The organism is Spirosoma horti (assembly GCF_054776595.1).
Map to the genome: position 1 here is coordinate 1 of NZ_BAAHBQ010000010.1, position 22,389 is coordinate 22,389.

The following is a 22,389-nucleotide window of genomic DNA, read 5'->3' on the forward strand; positions in this document are numbered from 1 at the left end:
TAAGCTGCGGGACGCCGTACGAAAACAGCTGCCGGGTGTGGGCATCTCTTACGAACCCATTGAGTTGACCGATAAAATTATGAGTCAGGGCGCATCCACCCCGATTGAAGTGCAGGTGGGGGGCAAAAGCCTGGAAGACGGACAAGGCTATGCCAAACGGTTACAGGATGGGCTAAAAAGCATTCCCTATCTGCGGGATATTCGCATCAAGCAACCCCTGAACTATCCGACCCTGGATATTCAGATCGACCGCATCAAAGCGGCCCAGTTTGGCCTAACGGCCGATGATATTTCTAAAAGCCTGGTGGCGGCTACCTCCTCAAGCCGGTTTACGGCCAAGAATCTGTGGCTGGATCGAAAAACGGGCTATGCCTACCAGGTACAGGTGCAATTGCCCGAATACGAGATGGGCTCGCTCGAAGACATGGAGAACATTCCCCTGGTGAAAGGACAGCTTCGTCCGACGCTGGGTGACGTAGCGACAATCCGACGGACGACTGTACCGGGGGAGTACGACCGCAGTGGTCCCCGGCGACTGGTCACGGTATCCGCTAATATTTTCAATAAAGACCTGGGTACGGCCACCCGCGATGTACAACACGTGATTGACGGTTTAGGCGCTCCGCCGAAGGGTACCGTAGTTGATTTACAGGGAATGGCTCAGCTCTTGCGCGATACGCTGGGTAGTCTGCAAACGGGATTAGGGCTTGCCATTGTCGTTATTTTCCTGGTCTTGATGGCCAACTTCCAATCGTTTGGGGTGGCCTTCGTGGTGCTTTCGACGATTCCGGCGGTGCTAGCCGGATCGCTTGGATTATTAAGTCTAACGGGCAGTACGCTTAACCTGCAATCCTATATGGGTATCATCATGTCCGTGGGTGTATCAGTAGCCAATGCCATTCTGTTGATCACCAATGCCGAGCAGCTACGACTCGTTTATAATGACTCCACGAAGGCAGCCCTCACGGCCGGGAGTATGCGTCTAAGGCCCATTATGATGACCTCGCTAGCCATGATTGCTGGCATGATTCCGATGGCCTCGGGGATGGGAGAAGCAGGCGATCAATCGGCCCCGTTGGGCCGGGCCGTGATCGGAGGCCTGTTTTTCTCGGCCTTTGCGGCCCTGTTGATTCTACCGGTCATTTTTGCCAGCGTCCAGCGCAAAGCCTCTGTCAAATCATCGTCACTGAACCCCAACGATGAAGAAAGTGAATTTTATGACGGCGTTGACCCGCTAAAAAAACAACTCCTAACCACGCATCCTAACTAATCTGCCCACGGCCTGGCTTTCGAATGGGTTATCACACCGGTCCCCGATATCCTTAATTCAGAAAGTCAGGCCGGGCACCAATTAATGAATTACTATGAAAAATCGACTCTATTATAGTATACTGTTCGTGGGAATGGCCGGGTTGCTACCCGCTTGCTCGTCGGACGAAACTAGCAAAAAATCCACTGGCGAACCGGCCGAGACTGTTAGCCAGGCGGCTTATCAAACCGTACCCGTATCGGTAGAATCAGTCGCCAAGCAATTGGCCTTACCGGGCGAATTTATTCCCTTTTACGATGTGGCGCTGTACGCTAAAGTGAACGGCTTTGTGAAAAGCATGCCCGTTGATGTGGGCGCTAAAGTGCACCGGGGTCAAGTGCTGGCCACGATGGAAGCGCCCGAATTGGAGTCAGACTTGAGCCGGACCTTATCGGATCTAACGGCTGCCCAGGGGCGTCTCAACATCAGCAAAAGTAATTTCCGCCGGTTAGTGCAGGCGGCCAAAACGCCTGGGGCCGTGGCACCCCAGGAGATAGATCAGGCGCAGGCGGAAGTGATGGGGGATAGTGCGAATCTGACGAGTCAACGACAACGGGTAGCCGCAGCCCGCCAGATGAAACAATACCTTCGGCTAACGGCTCCTTTTGATGGAGTGGTGACCGAACGTATCCTGAGTCCGGGGGCACTAGTGGGCCCAACCCAGAAAGATGCGCAACCCATGCTAAAACTTAAAGAAATTGGCCGTCTACGTTTACAGGTAACGGTGCCGGAGGTGTACGCGGGCCAAATTCGGCAGAATACCCCGGTAACCTATTCGGTCAATGCGTTTCCGGGTAAGGTGTTTACGGGTAAGATTAACCGAATTTCCTACAATGTCGAACGGAGTGTGCGGGCGGAACTGATCGAGATCGAGGTGAACAACCCCCGTCTGCAACTCATGCCGGGCATGTACGCTACCGTGGGCTTTCCCGTGCAGCGGCAAAGTAAAAGTGTATACGTTCCCAAATCGGCGGTGGTCGTCTCCATGGAAGGCAGCTACGTCATAACGGTGGTAAAGGGGAAAACGCATTGGGTAACGGTACAAACGGGTAATGAGGCAAACGATCAGATTGAAGTGATTGGTGACCTTAAACCCACTGATGTGGTCCTGCTGAAAGGATCGGATGATATTCGTGATAATACCGAGATTAAAACAGTGACCGAACCTATTGTCGCGCGACATTAATTGAACCACTCCCCCGACAGGAGTTTTTTCTACGAAAAGAGCCGAGTCAAACGTAAGAATTGCCGATCGTTTAGCTGACCTGCGTCATGATCTACACCAATGACTATCCGTTGACATAGCTTGGGTTTACAACTACATGATTAAACTTAATCAATGCTTACTTGCTCACTCATTGGCTCCCAGCTGACGGCCATTACCTGGACGGCTACAGCTGAACTGTTGCGAGTTGGACCCTTTGCTATTACCTGGTATGGACTTTGTTTTGCCCTGAGTTTTATTTTTGGCATCCAGGTTATTACCTACATCTTTCGCCAGGAGGGCAGGCCCGTGCGGGATGTGGATTCGCTGCTGTTATATATCGTTATTGGAACGCTGGCTGGTGCCCGTCTGGGGCATTTTCTATTTTATGAACCAGCGATGCTTTGGCAACATCCACTGGACGTGCTCTTACCACCCTACCGGGGGTTAGCCAGCCACGGGGCGGCTATTGGTATTATCCTAAGTTTGTTTTTTTACGTCCGTTCCCGGCAGGGACAATCCTTTTTGTGGGTAGCTGACCGCATAGCCATTGTTGTGGCCCTAAGCGGCTTCTTTATTCGACTGGGCAATTTGATGAATTTCGAAATTATTGGCCGTCCGACGAGGCTACCCTGGGGATTTATCTTCGTTAACAACACCGAGTATTCGGCCGTGCCGCGCCATCCAGCCCAGTTGTATGAAGCTCTAAGCTGTCTGCTGTTGTCTGGTATTTTGTTGTGGCTTTGGTATCGCGATAAGCAGCAAACACCGCCCGGTTTACTGCTGGGCGTGTTTATGGTCTGGGTCTTTAGCCTACGTTTTTTGTATGAATTTTTAAAAGAAAATCAAGTGCCATTCGAAAACCAGATGCTGCTCAATGTTGGGCAGCTACTAAGCATTCCAGCTGTTTTGGTGGGCATTTATTTGCTACTAAGTCGGCCTAAACCTATCCTTCATACCCCTACGTAGGGTTGAAGAAAGTCCGTATAGGGGTAAGTCTTCAGGGTATTTACAAAACTGATTCCTAGCTATGTGGCTGTTTAAGTTACTGGGTTTTGCAACGATACTTACGCTCAGCGGCTCATTGCCTGCTCAAAGCCAGTCGAAGCTGGATTCGTTCCTGGCTGGTTTAGACAGCAATAACGTTTATTTACGTACGGGTCGTTTATGGGTTGACTCCTGTCGAACTGCGCAAAAAGAAATGGTGCCAGTAACAACTAAGCGTAGGTCAACTCAGGCACCACCCGGTAAATTAACTCGACAGGCACTTGTTCGGTTAGAAAGCAGCTACCAGCAACTACATCAGACAATTTATCGACAAGCCATCCTAACTTATCTTCAATTGATTTACCAACGAAAACGGCTTGATGAACTCACCCACCGACAGGAACTTCTCGGTGAACTGACAGAGGCTATTTCGTGGCGTAAACTAAAGGCCCCATCGAATCAAAACGAACAAGCCGTTCAGGGCTTATTACTTGAATTACAAGAAAAGTGCGGCCAAAAAAAGGCTATTGTAAACCAGTTGCAGCAGGAACTAGCCGCGCTAAACGGCCAGCAGGTAGTTAATTTGCCCAGTACAGCTTACCCAGCGCTGCCCAGTACTAAAGTGCTCATTAGGAAGGGCGCTATGTTTCCAGTTTATAAGCTATGGTATAGTCGTTATGTGCTGCTTAGAAGAGCCCTTGCGCTGAATACCCGCATTTTGCAAAACAGACCGTCCCTCAGCAGGTTGACAAGCGATTTGAAAACAGGCCAGCTTATGCAGGCAAACTTTATGGATCAATTTATTAATGTTAGTTCATTGATTGATTGCCACATGCGAACGGAACGCGACCTGTACCTAGCGGCAGCCTATTTTACTGAAAGCCGCCAACGTTCGCTTCGTTGAGCGGCATAATGCTTGATTAATCATGCACTATTTACTAATTGGTAACTGTATTTTCAGACCGAAAAGCCCAGTTAGCTGGTGTTGTCTTTTTGGGGTCTTTTCACTCATTGGCTGTAATCAACCGGCTATGCAAGTGCTTGGTTCATCTACTAGGCTGACAAGTGCCGTGGGGAATAACTGGGTAAAAGGGGTTCGAACCAAGCCTGGTTCCCAACTGATATCCATTGTTGGTATATATGGGCAATACTGGAAATTACCGGCTGATTCTGTTTGGGGGTACCGGACTAAAAAGGGTGAAACGTATCGGCTTTGGGAAGCTGATCGGTACGAGGTAAGGCAGCAAGGGGCCTTGATAGTATACCGTTTACAAGCCTGGGGAACTACTGCCGGGGACTATCACTATTTCAGTCTGACACCTACTAGCCCTATATATGCTATAAACAAGCGAATTTGTCGGCAAGTCTTCAGCCAGAATGAGTGTATGGTGGAGTTGCTGAATCAACTAACCAACGGGCAGTTAACCGATACCGATTCGCATGGTTCCTTTGGCCTGGTTAACTCGTATCTCTTTTGTCTTTCTATGAAAAAGGGATACTGAAAATAGGTTCACATCCTTACACAGCGCAGCTGACAACTACCAATAGCGGGACGATAGCATAGCGTCAGTCCAGAGGCATCCGAGCTTAAACGCTCAAGCTGGTCTAGGCAAAAAACGAAACCACCAGTTGGACGATTGACTAAAAAGCAACGGACTGAACAGCAAACAAATCATCGATAAAACGACGGTCGTAATTCACATAAGGATAAATAAATAGGAACATGCGGGCCGCGATTTAGGGTAGGCGCTACACCTTTACCGAATCGTCTTTCAGTACATCCTGAACGTAAAGCATCTTGACCAGAACCATGATAATGGCCATCAGAGGGGTAGCCAGCGCTACGCCCATGAGCCCCGAAAAAAGGCCAATGATTAATTGAGAAAGTAACACTAGTGCTGGCGGCAGAGCGATAACCCGCTGTTGAACCAAGGGCGTCAGCACGTTGCTTTCCACAAACTGGATACTTACGTACAGCAACCCGACGTAAAGCGCTTGCTGGGGACCCTCCAACAGGGCAAACAAGACGGCTGGGATCAAAGCCAGAATGGGGCCAAAGTTGGGAATAAACGAAATTAGGCCAGCGAAAAGAGCCAGTGCCCCCGCCAGCGGAATGCCCAGCAGCCACAGACCTACAAATGTCAGAATGCCTACAACCGTCATGGAAAACAGCTTACCACCCAGCCAGCCCAGTAACGTTGTGCCCAGTTGATCCAGTACCTGTTTAGCCCGTTGACGACCCGGCTTGGGAATGAGTAGAATCAGGCCCTGCTGGTAGAGACCTGGTTGAGCCGCCAAAAAAGCGGCCAGAAACAGGACCACGTAAAGGTTTGCCAGGACACCCAGCGTGGCCGATACCGCCCCCGAAATACGACTAAGCCATCTCGACGATCCACCCTGTATTAGTTTTTCGGGTTTGATGTCTTCCTCTAATAGCCGTTTGCCCAGGCTGGTCTGCTGAAGTTGCTCCTTCGCATTTTGAATGGCTTTGGGAGCCTGCTCCTGTAGCTGGTCGAGTTGCCCCCTGATGGCGGAGGTAATAAACCAGCCTACCCCGACCAGTACGCCCACCGTCAGCAGGGCCACGATGGCCAGTGAGACACCCTGGGGCCAGTTAGTTCGCCCACTCAACCACCGCGCTCCAGCCCGCATAGGGAGGGCAACCAGCGTGGCGGCCAGGATCAGCAGGAGCACATCAAAAGCGGCTCCCAGCAGACCCAGCAGTAAGAGAGCCGTCAAGGTAAGACCCAGGATAATGCCCACTCGTCGAACGAACAGGGGTTGATCAGGTGCGGATGTATTATTCTCAGATGGTAGCTTCATGGGCATAGTTTAAACAATGAATTCATCCTGCATCAGGGGCCAGCCTGCTGAAGGTCGCATTACCAACGAAGCAAATTACATTCGTCGTTACGGCCTGATAGAGCGCCGTTAATGACCAACGTGGATCGATTAGTTGCGCTTAAAGAGCTTCCCGTTTAGCCAAATGACTAATGCCCAGTGCCGTTCAATCGATGCTTATTCGATTGAATGACATAACTTAAACTCGGCAGTACTTAGTAAAAACTTAATTCTGTGTTAGAATTTGCTTAGAATCAAGTGTGCAGTTTAGCGACAGGGTGAATCTCCAGTAAATAGGTCGGATCGTCTGCCCCTCGGCGTTAACGAATTTGTGCGGGGTTGCCCTGTAAGGTCTTCAACCGTTTGGCGTAGTTATTCTATGATTAGTCAGTACTATAGGGGCTTAAAAGGGTAAGTTCTCTACCACTCGGCGTAAGAATTCGGAGGCAATGAGCTTGTTCGTTAGCGGGAGCAATTATTCAGCGAATGTCTTGGCCTGATTTTATTCGGAGCGTTTTTGTGCGACTGTTGGGTATAACCAAACAAAGAGGTGGCTAGACTCTGTCGACAAATTTCCGACTGTTTCGGTGGCCCGGCCTAGCCGCGGACACTTACCGCAGACGGTACCGCAACGGCGGACCGTGCTGGAACGCGACCGTTTGTGTCCGAAGAATTAATTGGGTATTTTAAGAGAAGTAAGTTGTACCGTACTAATCATCTCACAAAAAAGCCTTGTCCGTTGAATCTGGATGTGGCTTTAACTCGCTGAGAAGCGAAGTGGTGTGATCTTTAAAAGAGCGAAAAATCAGCGGAAGAATAGCCATCAAAAACAATCCTATTAATACCTCTAAATAAAAGGGGGTTAATATAGGTCAGTAGTTTGGCACCTATCCAGATGGCGGGAAAGGCAAGGGGCAAAAACCAAACTACCACATCCCAGCGAATACTCGACTAGTAGTCAAGTAGCGCATGAAAAGGCTTAATTAACTGTCTGAAGACAGTTAATTAAGCCTTTTCATGCGCTACTTGAACAAATCTGAAGCTAGCATCTGACTATATGTAGAAAGCCTCGTCCAAAAATCAATCGAAGAGTTGTTACCTGTCTTGACGTAGCCTCCTGGGAGTTCCATAAAAAAAAACGCATGAGCCCATACGAAGACGTCTCTTAATTAAGCAGTTGCTTTTTGAACCTATTCGGGCTGATGCCCACCTCTTTCTTAAATAAGCGGGAGAAATAGGGTAAGTTGTCAAAGCCTAACCCATAGGCAATTTCGGAAACCGACTGATCTTCCCCTTTGAGCCGGTTTTTAGCTTCCGATATTAAGTACAGGTGAATATGTTCCAGAGCGGTTTTTCCACTTTCCTGTTTCAACAGATCGGTTAAATAGCCAGCAGAGAGATGGAGTCGGTTGGCTAAATACTGAACAGAAGGCAGACCTTTGATGCCTAAAAGGCCACTCGCTACGTAGGCGTCTATTTCTGTATGAAATTTAGTGACGGTTTTGCCTGAAATTTCTGAGCGGTTAATAAACTGTCGTTTATAGAACCGTTGGGCGTATTTTAACAGCGTATCAATGTTGGCAAGAATGATTTCGCGGCTGTACTCATCCTGATTATGGTTATATTCGTTTTCAATTTTACGATAGAGCTCCCAGGTTATTTTTTCTTCACTTGGCGATAAATGCAGGGACTCATTGGTCTCGTAATCAAAAAAATGGTACTTCTTTATTTCCTGGTGTAAGGAGTGCCCGTTCAAAAAATCTTCATTGATGAATAATAGGAAGCCATCTTCATCAAACTCCAAATTTTTCATCTCAATGATCTGATTCGGTTTGAAAAACATCATTGAACCCGATTCATGGTCAAATTTTGTTCGACCATAGCGAACAACGCCAGCCTTTATCTTCTTAAAGGCGACCATATAAAAATTGCTCGTAAATTCCCGATCACCAAGTATACAGGCTTTATCACATTGATAGATACTGAACCGTGGGTTTTCCGGTGGAGGAAATCCATTTTCGCGATGCAGGTCAGGTAGTGTTTTAAAATGTTTCATGGCTAAAAATGAACGTACACTCTACTCATTTTGAGGGAGTAGAGTGTAACAGGTAAACTGAAGTTGAGTTGCCGTATCAATGACCGTGGGCATCGGTAGAAACGTCTTTCCATGTTTCAAACTCCGCAAGTCGATCGGCGTAAACCTGTTTAACGACAGGATAAGCGATTTTCCCCAGTAAGAAATGCAATGGCGGATTGTGGCTGTCAATCAGTTGCAGAACCGCAGCAACGGTAGCCTCTGGTTTGCCCCAGGTATCAGGTGTTACCCCTTCGAAAAATGCTTTTTTAAGGGGTGCATACACTTCATTTGGCTCTGTTTGAAAAGCTGATGAGCCCGACCAATCCGTTGAAAACCCATTCGGTTCAATTAAACTTACGTTTATCCCAAAGCCTTTAACTTCAGTGGCCAGGGTTTCGCTCAACCCATTGACGGCATATTTAGATGCATTATAGAGCCCAAAAACTGGCCAGGTAATTAAGCCCAGGGTGCTTGATACCTGAATAATATGCCCACTTTGTTGCGCTCTCATGATTGGGACGACAGCCTGTGTTACCCAAAGGAGTCCAAAAAAATTGGTTTCCATTTGAGCACGAGCCTGTTGCTCGGTGGTTTCTTCAATGGCGCCAAATAAGCCAAAGCCAGCATTGTTAATCAGTACGTCAATACGTCCGAAATGCGCCTTCGCTTTATTGACGGCCTCAAAACAGGCCGCCCGGTCATTCACATCGAGCTGAATTGGAAGAACTGCATCGCCATATTGGGCGACAATATCCGCTAAGTCATCTAGTTTTCGGGCGGTTGCCGCCACTTTATCACCCCGTTCTAAAAGGGCTTTGGCCCAGATTTTACCAAATCCTCGGGAGGCTCCAGTGATCAAAATTATTTTTTCCATGATGCTAATTCGTTATGCATTAATCTGAGACAAAGGTATTGGTGCCCCTGGAGAAGGATTTATACGAAACCCGGAATCATTGACACATTTCTAGACTGAGTTTTCGACTAGCTGAAAGCGACATGCTTATTCCAGCGCAGATAGCAGCGTTTGCAGGGACTACCTAACCGCACTAACGCATCCGGTCTTAGTGGTTAATAGTTGTAATGACACTATCTTCCCGACGGTTAATTCGTACCGTTGCAACAGAATTTACCGAATGCCCAACTGATTCTGTACCCCGATTCCAATTAGGCTTCTCACGATCCGTTTCATAAGCGCTTTGTCAGGCAAGTGAAGCTGTCAAAGCGATAAAAACTGTCCGGCCAGCCATGGGTCAGTAATAAGGGCTTTGAATTCGTTCCTTTCCCTTTTTGACAGATGAAATGGACTTTATGGTCATGAATCGTTGCCGTATCCTGATCAAACCTGTTCAATTCGTTTTCCTGTTTACGCCAGTCATAGTCGGTCCACTACTACTCGACCAGGTCTTTCAGCTAGGTGGCGTCAGTTCCCCTTTGCCAGCCAAACCCGGCCTAGGATAAGGAACTGTTTGCGTTTGCCAGTTTGGCATCGATCGTATCCAGGACACGTTGATCGATGTTAATTAATGTTAACTAATTTCCTTTTCATGGATACATGGTTGGTTAACGGATAAATTTTCTTTCAAAATCGCTATAAATTTGGCTGCCCTATAACAGTCAGAATGTATAGCGCTATTCCGTTTCGAGCCTAATCAGACGGTAAAGTCGAGTAACACCTTTTCGCCCCGGATGGCGTGTTCAACCGCTTCACTGATCGCGTTTAAAGAATAGGTAGCAGCGATAGGCACATTGATCGAGCCCGATGCGATGAATGAATCAGCTTCACGGACAGCCGCATCCAGTTTAGGCAGGTATTCCGACAGATACATCCAGAATCCATGAACGTTTAACCGTTTGACGATGAGATCAACCTGGCTAACCACCATCGGTTGTCCACTTAAAACGGCATACGCTACCAGGTGACCTCCCTGACCGAGGAGTTGAGCAAGGATAGCCGACGATTGTCCGCCTACTGCGTCGAGACCCAGTTTGATAGTCGCCCCACCGGTAGCCTCTTTAACTTCCTGTACGGCCGTCGGACTTTCAACGACCACCACGTCGGCACCGGCTTGTTTAGCCGTTTCTACGGCTTGGGCCCTTCTGACAATGGCAGCGGTTTTAATACCTCTCGATTTGGCTACGGTAATGATGGTATTGGCCACACTGGAGTTCCCTGCATTCAGAACGATCCAATCACCCTGATCTAAACGGACATATTCATTCAGCAATAGAATAGCGGTAGGTGAATTGATCGACGCCATTGCCGCTTGTCTGGGATCTGAAGCCGGCGACAAGGCAAATAATTTTTCGGCAGGCGCTTTGACAAATTCGGCCCAGGCATACGTGCCAAAAGGCAAAACGACCCGATCGCCAACATTTACATGATGTACACCAGAGCCTGTTTCTACGATTATACCTACCCCTTCGCCCCCAATCACAGCAGGCAATTCCGGCTGTATAAAGTAAATGCCTTTGGCCACCATCAGGTCGCTGAAGTTGACCGGACTGTATTCCATTCTAATGATCACCTCGCCTATACCGGGTGCCGTGGGTTTTGGCAGGTCGACGAGTTTCAGATTTTCAACCGGATTGCCGGTCGCTGTTAGTTGAATTGCGTTCATGATTTTTTGTTTTTGAGTTCCCTGATAAAGTCATTGACGGCACCTGATAAAAAAAGGGCTGTATCAGGCCTGTTCAGGTTTCCGGATAATTTCACTGGAAACATTTGTCTATGTTTGTAGTATTGAATTGATACCACAAACATAGATAAATAAGTGGTATTAATTCAATACTACTTATTTATTTGTGCTAGTATGAAAGCAATTGGCAGCCGATCAACTTGCCCTGTGGGGTATACACTGGACGTTTTTGGCGATAAATGGACGTTATTATTATTGAGGGATATGATTTTTGACGGCAAAAACTCTTGGCTGGAGTGGAGAGCTTCTGCAGAACAAATAGCACCGTCGGTCTTATCGGACCGGGTGAACTTATTGATGAATGAGAAATACTTGATCAAAAAGGTCTCCGATAGCAATGCGTCTAAGTTTCTGTACTATCTGACAGATAAAGGGCTTGACCTGATCCCGCTGATGGTCGAATTAATGGCATTCGGATGCCGATATAATCCTCAGGGGGGATCGGCTTACTGGATGAAAAAGATCGAATCCGACAAAAATAAAACGATTAGCGAGTTACAGGAGAAAATGCTGGCTGCTCGTCAGGAGGCATTTCCATCCGATTGATAGACGGTCAACACTCGGTCGACAGGCTGTATTTTGGCTTCTCGGAACATCTTGAAGACACGCTCGGGTGCGATTTGAAGGCGTTGAAACAAAGCCCTTGTATCCATGGAGCCCTGCTTCTGGGCTCCCGCAGCCGTTGAGAAGAGCCGGAGTAGCCAAGTGGAAATGGGGCAGGAAAGTCGGCGTTTTACAATCATGTCGACTAGTTCATGGTTGATCGTTGATCGATTCGCAGGAATGTCCATAAAGGTATATTCCTGCGAATTTGATGCGTTGGCCATTTACCCGGTGATGCGTAATGAGCTGATCAATGAATCGTCCAGTTCAAGGTGGTAGCCCATCACCGCCGGGCTTCCGGGAAATGGTCCGGTTACTTCCACCGTCAGTTTAAACGATGCCCCCGTTTGCTTAAAATCAATCGGTTTGAGTTGCATTTGATACGTTTCAGTCGCTTGTTGAATCCAGTTCTCGATTTCGGCCCTGCCCGAATACGTATACCCCTCGTCGGAAACGGTGGCTTTGGCCGTAAAATAGTGCGTAAATGCCGTGCTGTCCTGCTTGTTTTGTGCCTGCACAAAGCCTTCTATATGGGCGGGGAGATTGATCATTGTCCGTTGTAGGGTTGATTAACGGTGGTTTTTTCTATGAACGTGGAGTAATCTTTTTTCTACATAGTGGGAATTGTCCCTCCGTCGATAACAAATTCGGTACCGGTGAGGTAGGAAGCCCTTGGCGAAACCAGGAAGCCGACCAGTTCAGCCACTTCCTGAGGCCAGGCGGGCCTGCCGAATGGAATGCCACCCAATGCGTCCATCACGCTGCTTGCCGCCTGTTCAACCGTGCTGCCTGAACTTTCGGCAATCCGCTCCATCATGCGGCTGGATGCATCGGTCATAATCCAACCTGGCGAAACTGTTAGTACCCGTACTCCTTGGGGGGCAACCCCTTTCGACAGGCTTTTACTATAATTGAGCAGACCCGCTTTTGCTGCCGCGTAGGGGAGTGTTGAGTCGTAGAGAGGTAGTGTTGCCTGAATAGAGGCGATGTGAATAATCACGCCTTCACCGCGTTCGACCATGCTGGGTAAAAAACCACGATCCAGCCGCACGGGGGCCAAAAGATTCAGTTGAATCGTTGATTCCCAATCGTTGTCGGACAGCACAGCAAATCCACCTCCAGGCGTTTCGGAACCACCCATATTATTGACTAGAATATCCAGATGGCCAAACTGGCGGAGTATTTGGTCGACTAGCTGCTGAGTTCCTTCCGGTTTGCTCAAATCGGCCGCGATGAAATGAATAGGATCGATTGGCTCTTCCGGCTTGTTTCGGGCGGTAATGATCACGGTTGCTCCTGCTTTCAACAGGCGACCGGCGATTGCCCTGCCCGTGCCTTTAGTGCCTCCCGTTACCAGCGCGACCTTACCGACCAGTTCGTTTTCAAAATTGAAGTCCATACTTTAGCTCGTTTGTTCAGGACAAAATTCGGCAGTACGGTACGGGGTGACAAGTACGGACTTACGATTCAAATAGGGATAAATTTGTCCCTATCAAACAGCTACAGGCATCGGATTATATTTGCAGTATGTACGAACGAAAGACACTACCTGACCTGACCTGCGGGCTCGACCTGATCGGAGAAGTACTGTATGGAAAATGGAAGATGCGTCTTTTGTGGTTTATCCACCAAGGCTTTCAACGGCCCAGCGAGCTGCAACGGAAAATTCCGGGTGCCTCCCGCCGGGTGCTGAATGTTCAGTTGAAGGAACTGGAAAATCACGAGCTGGTGGCTAAGATAATTTACCCGGTACTTCCGCCTAAAGTTGAATACTACCTCACCGACTTGGGCCAATCCCTGATTCCCCTCATTGGCGCGGTTGGCCAGTGGGGTGACCAGCATGAGGAGCGCCTGCGGGCGCTTATTATAAAGAACATGCAGTCTTAGCGGTTACCCCATGAATACAAGGCTGAGAGCGAGAGGTACTCCCAATTACTGGGAGGCGGTCAGTTGGAACCGGCGGCATCAGCTTTGCTCTCGACTTTGTGGCACACCTGGCCCGGCAGGTCCCCAACTGGATCGTTGTCGGGGTTGGTAACCTAGGAAAGGAGGAGGCGTTCGAGCGGCCTGACAATCTTATTCTGCATGGTTAGCTGGACGATCACCGATCGGTTATCGATCGGTGTCGGGTCGTCCTTGGCAATGCCGGCCACAACACGGTGATGGCAATGGCCGCGCTGCAAAATGCCCCGAGCAACGTCCCTACCAGGAACAGCCGTAAAAGCCACGCTACTGGCTGACTTAGAACTGGCCCGCATCGTTCAGCCCGAGAACCTTCTTCAAACCGACTGGCCCGCTCTGTTAACCAGCGTTTTCTTAGGACTAGGTGGAAAGGCAATTACTTGAGAATAAATACTTTCTTCAATACATCCATTGTGAGATGTAGTTTTACTCAGTAGTAAGTCCATAAGTTTAAACGTGTAGTTAAGCCCTACTGTGAAGATTTCAGTGCTCTTGACCAATGGTCCCGCACCGGCGGACCGGCCGCTGCGGCCGATTTCGTAGCAAATTGACCGCGCCACGGTGGCCATCTGGCTTTTCAAAACAACATAAACCTAACTACAAGATTATCAATTGCTTAAATTGGCCACCGTGCGGTTCCCCGCCGGGACGCGGTCATTTCAAGGTGAAACAACCTGTCAGCCTTTTTCGAAATCAGCCGCGGCGGCCGGTACGCCGGAGCGGGTCCGCTGGTCAACCCCTCCGAAATTTCCATACCAGGCTCTAACCGGTGAGCGGATCAAGAAACCTGCGAGCGTATGGTAGCCATTTTATACTAGCAAAATGGCGGTTGATTTCCTTGTTAGCTTGCCTACTAAAAAACAGGGACTTGGGCGATGAAGGGTAGGCGTGTTAGGCTACTCCATCGGATGAGGAGACAAGGTTGTACTAAGTTACTTAACCCGTTAGCTCACAAACGGACGAACGGTGGCAATGGACGAAGCCAATCAACGGATTTCTGGTTAGGTAGGCATAGGAAATGACTTATGTGATCCAAATCCGACACTTATTCCAATAGCCGCATGCTCTTGATCCTGACGATATGGGACTCGGATAATCAACACCGCCTTTTCTCGGGCTGGTTCACCGATCTGGCCGTTGCCTGTGATGTAGCCAGCTTAGTGGTTTTGGAAGGAGGCCAACTAATCAAGGTGGAGCTGATCGACAATCATCAACGCACCTCTTTACCGGTTGCTGCCTTTGACGGCACGTTCTTCTCCAGACCCCTTCGTCAACTAGAGTACCAATGGCAGCAACTTTTAGCCTAGCCAGAGGACATTCATCCTAGGCAAGACGGCCATCATAAGGCCCATGAGTAACAAGGAGGCACTGGTACATACGATAATTACCTAATGGCCTATTTGATTGAAATGCAGTTAGTTGACTCTATTTATTATCCTTGTGCACATCCAGAATATCATTCATTAGGGGTTTATGTCGACGTACCTAAATGACCTTTCCATATCTAATTTATTGCCTGTTTAGCCGATTAGTATACAGCACATACTTTATAATAGTCAATAATGGATGCAATGGGTATTTATAGGTTTAAATTTTATTAGAAAAAGTTTAAATCATTCCAGGAAGGATACCATTGTGATAACAATAGCAACTTATTCATAATCAATAAGTTGCTTGTCTATTGTCTGGCAATTCTGTAATATTGATGTACTCTTTTTATCCAGCCAGTTACTCTACTTCTTACACATGGCGACACAGACCAGACACCGAAAACTACCTCGGACACCCATCTTGATTATCGAGAATAACCCAGACCAATGGCTTATTATTCGGTCGGTACTAGCCCAGTGTTTTCCCCATGTAGCGCCCATCTGGAAGCAACATGCCCCTGACGTGTTAGCATACCTAGACTCCACTGGAAATAAGAGGCTTAGCAGACCCCAGTTGATTATCGTTGAACCAAACTTACCAGCCCAGGAAGATGGCTGGGCCTTAATAAAGCAGATTAAAGCCCAGCCCGCCTACCAGGATATACCCGTTATCATCTTAAGTCATTCCGAAAAAGCCCAGGATATTGCCTACGCTTATGGCTTTGGTATTGCGGCTTATATCACCCGACCGACTACGGTTCAGCAATGGCTGGCTTGTTTTACGGCCTTGCGGCGGCACTGGGGGGAAGTCGTACACCTACCTAATCCGTTGTAAGGTGTTTGCCCAGGTGGCGATTTCAGAGGTGTTGACCAGTGGATTCCGTAGCATTTTGATCGTCTGCTACGAATAGTAGTTTAGAGATATTAAAAAACGCCCGTTTTTCCAAAACAGCATAGCTTCCTCTCGGGACATACACCCGGACATTATTAGTAATCTCAAATTGCCGTCTCACGTATCAACGTCTCAAAAATTGGGACGTAGCTGAGTTTATGAATCAAACGGCTTTGCTTTAAAACCACTCCTCTAGCTGATGGGCTTCGCTCAATAAATAGCGCCGCGTTTCCTGGTCGTCCTCAGTGGCTAATCGTTGCTGAATGGCTATGTAGCGGTCTTTACGGGTTTTGAATAAATCCGTTGACAAAAGCTCGACTAACCACTGACTAAAATCCTGTAGTTCGGCTTGCTGCTGCGAATAGGGAAACTGATCGGTAAAGCTTTCCTGAGCCAGATTGGACCACTCGTATTTAGCTATGGGCTGGGCTGGATTGCCTAGAAATGTATCCAGGATATACGTATTAGAACAGAAGGTTTGCCAAGCCTTGATCCTGGCTTGGTCGAATTTGCCAGCTTTGAAAAGCAGTACTGTCCATTCAAACAGAAAATCGGGAAAGCCAATGTCATCGGGAAATGTTTTGGCGAACCAACGAGTATACGTTACTCCCCCTTTGTAATCGCCTAACTGAAGATAATACCGAGTGGGTAAATAGCGCAATCCTCGCGAATCATCGTAGCCACCAAACGTTCGTTTTTCGGCGGCTAAAGCTCGTTTAATATCAGCAATCTTTTTCTCCAGCCGTTGAATTTGCTTCGGTGTCATTGCTAGAAGGTGAAAGAGTAATGGAAATCTAAGCTTAAAGACTAGCTGGCAAGATTAGCAATACACTATAGCCAGACACGACTACAACGATCAAGGAACATCCATTGCCTTAAATAGGATGTGTAGCAGCGACTGTTTGGTTCTTACTGAAATCCGTCAATCGCGCAAGATCTGTTAAAATTCACTGGGAATAAACCCCCGAGCCAGTAAATAATTGATCTGTTTTATCCCGTATATTTCCATCCAATGGGACATGGTAAGATAATCTATATTGAGTTCATTTGCCCAGTATCGCAGCCAGGGGGTATATCGGTTGGGATTCATGTTGCTCCCCGACGGGGTAAGAATGATAGTAGCCAGCCCCATAACGATCGTGCGTTGAAAGGTGGGCATTAGTTTGAGTTGAGAACTCCAAAAATCATTACCCAGTCGAGCATATTGAGTAAGTTCAGCCGAAGTTACATCTAATTCATCCATCAGATGGGTAATATACTGGGGTGGCCACCCCAGTAGAGATATATCGTCACAAAGGGGTTTATCAGGTTCGCTCATTAGCAGGCGAGTCTGGAAAGCCATTGCCAATAAACCAATAATGGAAACGTGCTGAAAATGGCTCTGCTGTAAGAAACTCCGCATCAAGGACTGATGAGGCAAGGGCAGTAAATCGTCCACAATGGGCAAGGGGTCTTATAAACAAATAAAGGGAATAAAATTAGCTTTTAGCGTTGGCCATGCTAGTTGATACTACTGTTGATAGGGTTCTTTATATCATTCCAGCACGGTCGATTCACGCATTAACCGGCGTACCGATTCGGCATGAAACAACTTGCCAGTTCGAGTCCGGAAGCCTGTTTTATTGAGTCGTTCCGCAATCGCTCTCATGGGAAGCTTATCGCGTTGATAGAGTCGAATCAATTCGGCGGCTTGCTGGTTAGCCGGGTGAATCCGGGCGGCTTGTTTGCCAACGGCCGTTCCTTTCCGACGGCCTTCGTCACAAAAATTCTCGGGTTTGCCTAAGGTAAAACCCCGGGCTTTCTTTTGGTGTAAAGCGGCCCTTGTCCGTTCGGAGATCTTGCGCAGTTCATCCTCAGCTAAGGCGGCTTTGATGTTAATAATCATATCGGAGTCATTGAGACAATCCAGGGCCGTGAACATAACTTTATTCAACCGCAGAGCAACCAGAATTTCCAGATTCCTAAGCACCCGGTCCAGCCGGTAAGCAATCAGCTTGGCGTTTTCTTTCTGACAGAGTTCAATGGCTTTGGCCAGCTCCTTGCGGCTCGTCTTGCCACCCGATTCAATTTCAATAAAGTCGCCGATTAACGCATCACCACAAAAGGCGTGGATGCCTGCCTTTTGTGCATCAAGTCCCAACCCACTCCTCCCCTGCTTTTGGGTAGATACCCGGTAGTAAGCTACGTATTTCACCATAAAGACGCTATAAGTATATATAAAGGAAGTTTGTCACAAGTCAAGAACGCACGTTCTTGACTTGTGACAAAACAAAAGTAATGGAAAAGGGGATAGAATTTACCCCCTAAAAGCTGTCAGGTTGGCAGAGAAAGAAAAATGTGGAGTGAAACCGAAATGAAGATGGACTTTTCCAATCAAGGCCAGTTGAAAAACTGACTTGCCTATCGAAAATACAAAACACAAAAAAGCCCTGTTCAGCAGGGCTTATCAATTTTATTCAGAAACCGAGTCCGGCTTGGGCTTGCGGCCTCTTGGCTTACCCGTGTAAGGTACTTTGGTAGCCGATGCTTCAGGAGCTACTTTTAGTTCAAAGGCGGTCGTGCCCTCATATTCGAAAAGGCGAATGGTAAAGTCGTATTTCGTTTTGGCGAAATCAATCCCACTCTTGGTCAAGATAAAGGGCAGGGCCAACGTATAACTTTTAGCTGCTTTCTCGAACGTAAAGGTTTCCGCATCGGTACTGCCTGGCACCAAATACAGCGATTTGGCTTTGCGCTTTCCCTCGTCCATCCCTACTTTAAAGCCTGTTTTGCTTAGGTCGACCCCTAAATGAGCCACCGTCTTGGCCGGCAAAACGAGTTTGCCGGCAGAAGAAATGTAACCGGTTAAAATTACCTTAGCTGGTTTAGCGACTTTATCGGACTTGGCCGTAGGCTGTTGGTTTTCAGTAGGTGAAAAAAAATGGATGTTAATGGCTTTCATTCAGTTGATTTTAAGACGTTTACCAGGAAACAAAGGTAGGAAATTAAGTAGTCAATGAAGACAAACAACGAATTCAAAGTGAACGACTTAGTCACGCTTATTAACCCGAAGGCGGCTCAGGAATTAGTAGCGGCTAATGCTGACATTGACTGGCCTGTCCCGGTGATCAGTCAATATGGTCAGCGGGTACACTGCTGGAACAGCCAACGGCGCGAATTTACCATCACCCTCAGTGCGACTGAGATTAAGAAAGTTGATTGATCAGACAGATTACCTGACACGCGGCTTAGCATAGTATAGCGTGTAAAGTGCAGTCTCTACTGTTACATCCCTTTTCCAATAAAAGAACCTATTTGTAAACGCGTTCATTTGGCCAAGGGTTTTCGTGAACGAATTTTGTAAGTTGTCAAAATGATGGCAAAAGCATGATTTTCAAAAGTTTACGTAGTTCATTAAATATAGTTAGTTAGGCTTTTAATGGACGATTTTAGGTTGACATATTCTGGAAAATGAGATTGTACTGTAGAAGAGTAAGTCAAGGATGGTCATTCCCGATTTGGTGCTCTGACTGCTGAATCGCAATGGCGCCTTAACCCCGATAATTCATGGTCTCGCTCAGCTTCGGCGATCCGACAACGTACCGACTGTTGTGGTCATTCAACACAGCTATCGGAAATAGACTTCGCATTTTGGAAGCATTTCCTGAGAATGTGACTTCCACATTATTTAACTGGTTTTTACTGTTTATCAACGTTAACCCGTATATACACTCAATACCGAATAATAAATTCTGCCTTAAGAAGGCTGTTTTGTTGGGCATCCGTTTGTGTGGCCTGTCCCGTTTGGCTATTGTTGCACCATGGGGTAAGCCATTAAACTTATAAATGTACTAGTACAGTAAAACCAGTGCGTTAGACATCAATAGTTTGATTAACAGTAATTTAGTATTAAATGAGTTGGTGTACAATAATTGCGGAAGCTTCTATTTCTGCCTCTATGTGACAAAGAGCATAGCTCGTTCGGAAAGTTTGAGCTTCCATGTCGGACGCTCCGACGACAGAATCAGCAACTCGATCAGGCCGATTTCGCTTCATTGGTCGGCTTAGGTCGACACGAGAACCGTCCCGATTGGGCATGTTTAAAAGTAGGTTTCCACAACTGCTAAATTAAAATACCAAGATGATTTCATTAGAATTAGAAAAATATTGTGAAGAAAAAGAACAGCAGCTTGATTTAGTTAAAAATGTTCGAGTTGATAATAAGTATCCAGGAAGCATTGAATATTTCCGCGATGACGCTGATATAGATTATTCAAGAGTTTTATATTCATCCTCTTGTCGGAGGCTTCAGGGGAAGATGCAACTGCTTGTCCCTAAGAGTCAAGTATTTTACAGAAACCGATTAACTCACAGCCACGAAGTTGCACAATTTGCTAAGACAATTGCTAAAAGGCTCAAACTCAAAGATATTATTACAGTACAAACCTGTTCCTTAGCTCATGATATCGGTAATCCTCCTTTTGGACATGCAGGAGAAATTTTTTTAAGTAAAGTCTGTGAAGAAAATCCATATGAAGGTAATGCTCAAACTTTCAGAATTCTAAACAGTTTAGAAGAAAGGCATCATGACTTTAATGGCTTAAACCTTACAATAAGGACAATGTTAGGCGTTGTTAAATATCTCAAACCAGAATTTGAGATAATTAATCAAACTAACAGTTTGAAGATTAAAAAATCTAACAAGAAATTTCTATACGCTGAAGATTATAGCTTAGTAAATAAATGGCTTAAAGAATATAGAATCTCTCATAAAACAATAGATTGTGAAATAATGGATTTATGTGATGAAATTGCTTATGCAATTCATGACTTAGAAGATACCTTGAGACTTAATTATTTTACTATTGACGAACTCTTGTATGAGTTTTCTATTCGTAGTGAGTATAAAGTGATTTTGATAGAATTTAAAAAATTAATTGTACAGGCACGCCAATTTGCTGACAAGGCCCACGCGTATAAAACATCAGAAGAATATGCGATATTATTTAGAAAAGAATTAACATCTATTCTTGCAAACGCTTTTGTTCGAGATGTAGATTTAGTCGAAGGTAAACTAGGTTATAATAATTTAGGCCCTTTAGTCGCAGGACTTAAAAAAATGACGTTTGAGTGTATAAAAAGACAACCTGAAATAATTGAATATGAGCAATTAGGTAAACACGTATTGACAAAGTTATACGAATTATATACTGATAAAAGTTACAATAGAGGTATGGTGCTAATGCCAGCCAACTACCGTTTTCCCCACTTGTGGAATAGGAAAGTTCAAGATTACATTGGAGGAATGATGGATATTTATGCAATTCAACAATACGAAAAGTATTTTGGCAAATTAGATGGAAGAGGTATATACTTTAAATAAACGTAGCAAACAACAAGATGTGGGTGTCGAAAAGTGTATCTACTACGTAGTGTGTCACAAGTTAATTCTTCTAATTCGGCAAATATTACAAATTTATGTCCAGTACTTGAGGACATTATAGTATGCGAGTGCACTAACCATGCAATTTGACGTATTTAACGATCACAAACATTCGTTGAAATGAGATTAGAAAATGAAGCATTACATAAATTTCTACAGAAAAAAGGAATTTACTTTTTATATCATGCAAATACCGTTTCTTCCTCGATAACATATTTTGAGCAAGGAGGGTTATTGTCTCGAGGTGCTGTCGAGGAGTTAGGATTGTATCAATCTGATCAGTCTTCCGATGAACTCGATAAAGCTTTTAGTGTATGGAATGACGTTTTTATAGATACTACAGATTTACATGGCTATTTTCCAAGACAAAATTTATATGGACCTGTACTTTTTGAGTTTACTGTAGATTTAGTACTAAATATTGATTACGAGATTTGGATAACGAAAGACAATCCTATAAATTGGAGTAAAACACTCTCTGATGAGGAAAAGTATTTTGTTGATATTGAAGAACTATCACAGAAATGGGATACTATTCAACGACAGCGTAAAATGGTAACAATAAGAAATAACAAAGCCTCTATATTGTTTGACTATCTTAATAAGATTATAGTTGATGACCCAAGAGTTAAAATAAATGATGGCGACATTCATTTATTCAAAGAAGCCAAAGATGCTATTAAAAAAACAGTTGAGGATAAGCCACGATTAAATAATATGCTTATTGTTAGGCAATGTACCAACTGTTTTTGCCGTTCTAATTATTTAAATCAAGTAGGATCCGATGATTTAAAACGCCTATTTTTACCTAATTCTTAAAAAATGGTTAAACATCTTATTTGCCAGTCTTGCGAAACAGAATCGGTTATTATTGAGAACGAGCTCTTCTTTTCTGAAGAGAAGAAAATAGAGAACGCTTATTGTCCTTCTTGTCAATCAATAATTTACGAGAGTTTAACCGATGGATGGTTCTTTGTACAAACTCTTCAGAAATATAACTTTGATAAAGAAACCCATAGATTAGAA

General features: G+C 45.9%; 24 protein-coding genes and 1 pseudogene. 13 read left to right on the plus strand and 12 right to left on the minus strand.

Annotation, left to right across the window (positions count from 1 at the left end):
- The 5 genes from ACYVAM_RS26935 to ACYVAM_RS26955 all read left to right on the plus strand — a co-directional run.
- On the plus strand, nt 1-1,270 hold a 1,270-nt coding region (locus ACYVAM_RS26935; RefSeq protein ID WP_461072944.1), incomplete at its 5' end, for an efflux RND transporter permease subunit.
- Nucleotides 1,271-1,364: 94 nt separating this feature from the next.
- Nucleotides 1,365-2,495, plus strand: a complete 1,131-nt coding sequence (locus tag ACYVAM_RS26940; RefSeq protein ID WP_461072946.1) for an efflux RND transporter periplasmic adaptor subunit — start codon at nt 1,365-1,367, stop codon at nt 2,493-2,495.
- 153 nt (nt 2,496-2,648) lie between these two features.
- A complete protein-coding gene (gene lgt / locus ACYVAM_RS26945) occupies nt 2,649-3,482 on the plus strand; it encodes a prolipoprotein diacylglyceryl transferase (RefSeq protein WP_461072948.1) in 834 nt (277 codons plus the stop codon).
- Nucleotides 3,483-3,543: 61 nt separating this feature from the next.
- Nucleotides 3,544-4,404 (plus strand): hypothetical protein, encoded by an 861-nt coding sequence (locus ACYVAM_RS26950; RefSeq protein WP_461072950.1) that lies wholly within the window; start codon nt 3,544-3,546, stop codon nt 4,402-4,404.
- Between the two features lie 22 nt (nt 4,405-4,426).
- The gene (locus tag ACYVAM_RS26955; RefSeq protein ID WP_461072952.1) at nt 4,427-5,002 is read left to right on the plus strand and encodes a hypothetical protein; all 576 of its coding nucleotides are present in this window, start codon (nt 4,427-4,429) and stop codon (nt 5,000-5,002) included.
- A 247-nt stretch (nt 5,003-5,249) separates the two neighbouring features.
- Here the strand turns inward: ACYVAM_RS26955 and ACYVAM_RS26960 are convergent, their stop codons facing one another.
- The 5 genes and pseudogenes from ACYVAM_RS26960 to ACYVAM_RS26980 form a co-directional block, all read right to left on the minus strand.
- Nucleotides 5,250-6,323 (minus strand): AI-2E family transporter, encoded by a 1,074-nt coding sequence (locus ACYVAM_RS26960; RefSeq protein WP_461072954.1) that lies wholly within the window; start codon nt 6,321-6,323, stop codon nt 5,250-5,252.
- A 1,183-nt stretch (nt 6,324-7,506) separates the two neighbouring features.
- A complete protein-coding gene (locus ACYVAM_RS26965; RefSeq protein ID WP_461072956.1) occupies nt 7,507-8,397 on the minus strand; it encodes a helix-turn-helix domain-containing protein in 891 nt (296 codons plus the stop codon).
- Nucleotides 8,398-8,473: 76 nt separating this feature from the next.
- Nucleotides 8,474-9,292, minus strand: coding sequence for an SDR family NAD(P)-dependent oxidoreductase (locus ACYVAM_RS26970; protein WP_461072958.1), 819 nt, complete (start codon nt 9,290-9,292; stop codon nt 8,474-8,476).
- 311 nt (nt 9,293-9,603) lie between these two features.
- Nucleotides 9,604-9,792 (minus strand): annotated as a pseudogene (locus ACYVAM_RS26975) (epoxide hydrolase N-terminal domain-containing protein); the annotation flags it as partial.
- Nucleotides 9,793-10,067: 275 nt separating this feature from the next.
- The gene (locus ACYVAM_RS26980; protein ID WP_461072960.1) at nt 10,068-11,036 is read right to left on the minus strand and encodes a zinc-dependent alcohol dehydrogenase family protein; all 969 of its coding nucleotides are present in this window, start codon (nt 11,034-11,036) and stop codon (nt 10,068-10,070) included.
- 192 nt (nt 11,037-11,228) lie between these two features.
- Between ACYVAM_RS26980 and ACYVAM_RS26985 the strand changes: the two genes are divergently transcribed.
- Complete coding sequence (locus ACYVAM_RS26985; protein ID WP_461072962.1) at nt 11,229-11,660, plus strand: winged helix-turn-helix transcriptional regulator; 432 nt, start codon at nt 11,229-11,231, stop codon at nt 11,658-11,660.
- On the opposite strand, the gene ACYVAM_RS26990 is transcribed toward ACYVAM_RS26985, so the two are convergent.
- From ACYVAM_RS26990 to ACYVAM_RS27000, 3 genes are read right to left on the minus strand one after another with little or no spacing between them, the layout of a single operon-like run.
- A complete protein-coding gene (locus ACYVAM_RS26990; protein ID WP_461072964.1) occupies nt 11,636-11,941 on the minus strand; it encodes a hypothetical protein in 306 nt (101 codons plus the stop codon). The two genes, ACYVAM_RS26985 and ACYVAM_RS26990, sit on opposite strands and share 25 nt — an antisense overlap.
- Nucleotides 11,942-12,268, minus strand: a complete 327-nt coding sequence (locus tag ACYVAM_RS26995; protein WP_461072966.1) for a nuclear transport factor 2 family protein — start codon at nt 12,266-12,268, stop codon at nt 11,942-11,944.
- A gap of 59 nt (nt 12,269-12,327) precedes the next feature.
- Nucleotides 12,328-13,116, minus strand: coding sequence for an SDR family oxidoreductase (locus ACYVAM_RS27000; protein WP_461072968.1), 789 nt, complete (start codon nt 13,114-13,116; stop codon nt 12,328-12,330).
- A 128-nt stretch (nt 13,117-13,244) separates the two neighbouring features.
- On the opposite strand from ACYVAM_RS27000, the gene ACYVAM_RS27005 reads away from it, so the two are divergent.
- The 4 genes from ACYVAM_RS27005 (at nt 13,245) to ACYVAM_RS27020 (ending at nt 15,884) form a co-directional block, all read left to right on the plus strand.
- Complete coding sequence (locus tag ACYVAM_RS27005; protein WP_461072970.1) at nt 13,245-13,604, plus strand: winged helix-turn-helix transcriptional regulator; 360 nt, start codon at nt 13,245-13,247, stop codon at nt 13,602-13,604.
- A 297-nt stretch (nt 13,605-13,901) separates the two neighbouring features.
- Nucleotides 13,902-14,063, plus strand: a complete 162-nt coding sequence (locus ACYVAM_RS27010) for a hypothetical protein (RefSeq protein ID WP_461072972.1) — start codon at nt 13,902-13,904, stop codon at nt 14,061-14,063.
- Between the two features lie 677 nt (nt 14,064-14,740).
- Complete coding sequence (locus ACYVAM_RS27015; RefSeq protein ID WP_461072974.1) at nt 14,741-14,986, plus strand: hypothetical protein; 246 nt, start codon at nt 14,741-14,743, stop codon at nt 14,984-14,986.
- A 439-nt stretch (nt 14,987-15,425) separates the two neighbouring features.
- Nucleotides 15,426-15,884, plus strand: coding sequence for a response regulator (locus ACYVAM_RS27020; RefSeq protein ID WP_461072976.1), 459 nt, complete (start codon nt 15,426-15,428; stop codon nt 15,882-15,884).
- A gap of 235 nt (nt 15,885-16,119) precedes the next feature.
- Here the strand turns inward: ACYVAM_RS27020 and ACYVAM_RS27025 are convergent, their stop codons facing one another.
- From ACYVAM_RS27025 to ACYVAM_RS27040, 4 genes are all read right to left on the minus strand, one after another.
- The gene (locus ACYVAM_RS27025; RefSeq protein ID WP_461072978.1) at nt 16,120-16,707 is read right to left on the minus strand and encodes a hypothetical protein; all 588 of its coding nucleotides are present in this window, start codon (nt 16,705-16,707) and stop codon (nt 16,120-16,122) included.
- Between the two features lie 174 nt (nt 16,708-16,881).
- Nucleotides 16,882-17,343 carry a hypothetical protein gene (locus ACYVAM_RS27030; protein ID WP_461072980.1) on the minus strand — a complete coding sequence of 154 codons (462 nt, stop codon included), beginning with the start codon at nt 17,341-17,343 and terminating at the stop codon, nt 16,882-16,884.
- Between the two features lie 132 nt (nt 17,344-17,475).
- Nucleotides 17,476-18,138, minus strand: coding sequence for a recombinase family protein (locus ACYVAM_RS27035; protein ID WP_461072982.1), 663 nt, complete (start codon nt 18,136-18,138; stop codon nt 17,476-17,478).
- Between the two features lie 255 nt (nt 18,139-18,393).
- Nucleotides 18,394-18,882 carry a hypothetical protein gene (locus tag ACYVAM_RS27040; RefSeq protein ID WP_461072984.1) on the minus strand — a complete coding sequence of 163 codons (489 nt, stop codon included), beginning with the start codon at nt 18,880-18,882 and terminating at the stop codon, nt 18,394-18,396.
- Nucleotides 18,883-18,936: 54 nt separating this feature from the next.
- On the opposite strand from ACYVAM_RS27040, the gene ACYVAM_RS27045 reads away from it, so the two are divergent.
- The 3 genes from ACYVAM_RS27045 (at nt 18,937) to ACYVAM_RS27055 (ending at nt 22,182) form a co-directional block, all read left to right on the plus strand.
- Nucleotides 18,937-19,143 carry a hypothetical protein gene (locus ACYVAM_RS27045; protein WP_461072986.1) on the plus strand — a complete coding sequence of 69 codons (207 nt, stop codon included), beginning with the start codon at nt 18,937-18,939 and terminating at the stop codon, nt 19,141-19,143.
- A gap of 918 nt (nt 19,144-20,061) precedes the next feature.
- Entirely contained in the window at nt 20,062-21,303 is a 1,242-nt protein-coding gene (locus tag ACYVAM_RS27050; protein WP_461072988.1) for a deoxyguanosinetriphosphate triphosphohydrolase family protein, read from the plus strand.
- A gap of 180 nt (nt 21,304-21,483) precedes the next feature.
- The gene (locus ACYVAM_RS27055; RefSeq protein ID WP_461072990.1) at nt 21,484-22,182 is read left to right on the plus strand and encodes a hypothetical protein; all 699 of its coding nucleotides are present in this window, start codon (nt 21,484-21,486) and stop codon (nt 22,180-22,182) included.
- Nucleotides 22,183-22,389: the final 207 nt, after the last annotated feature.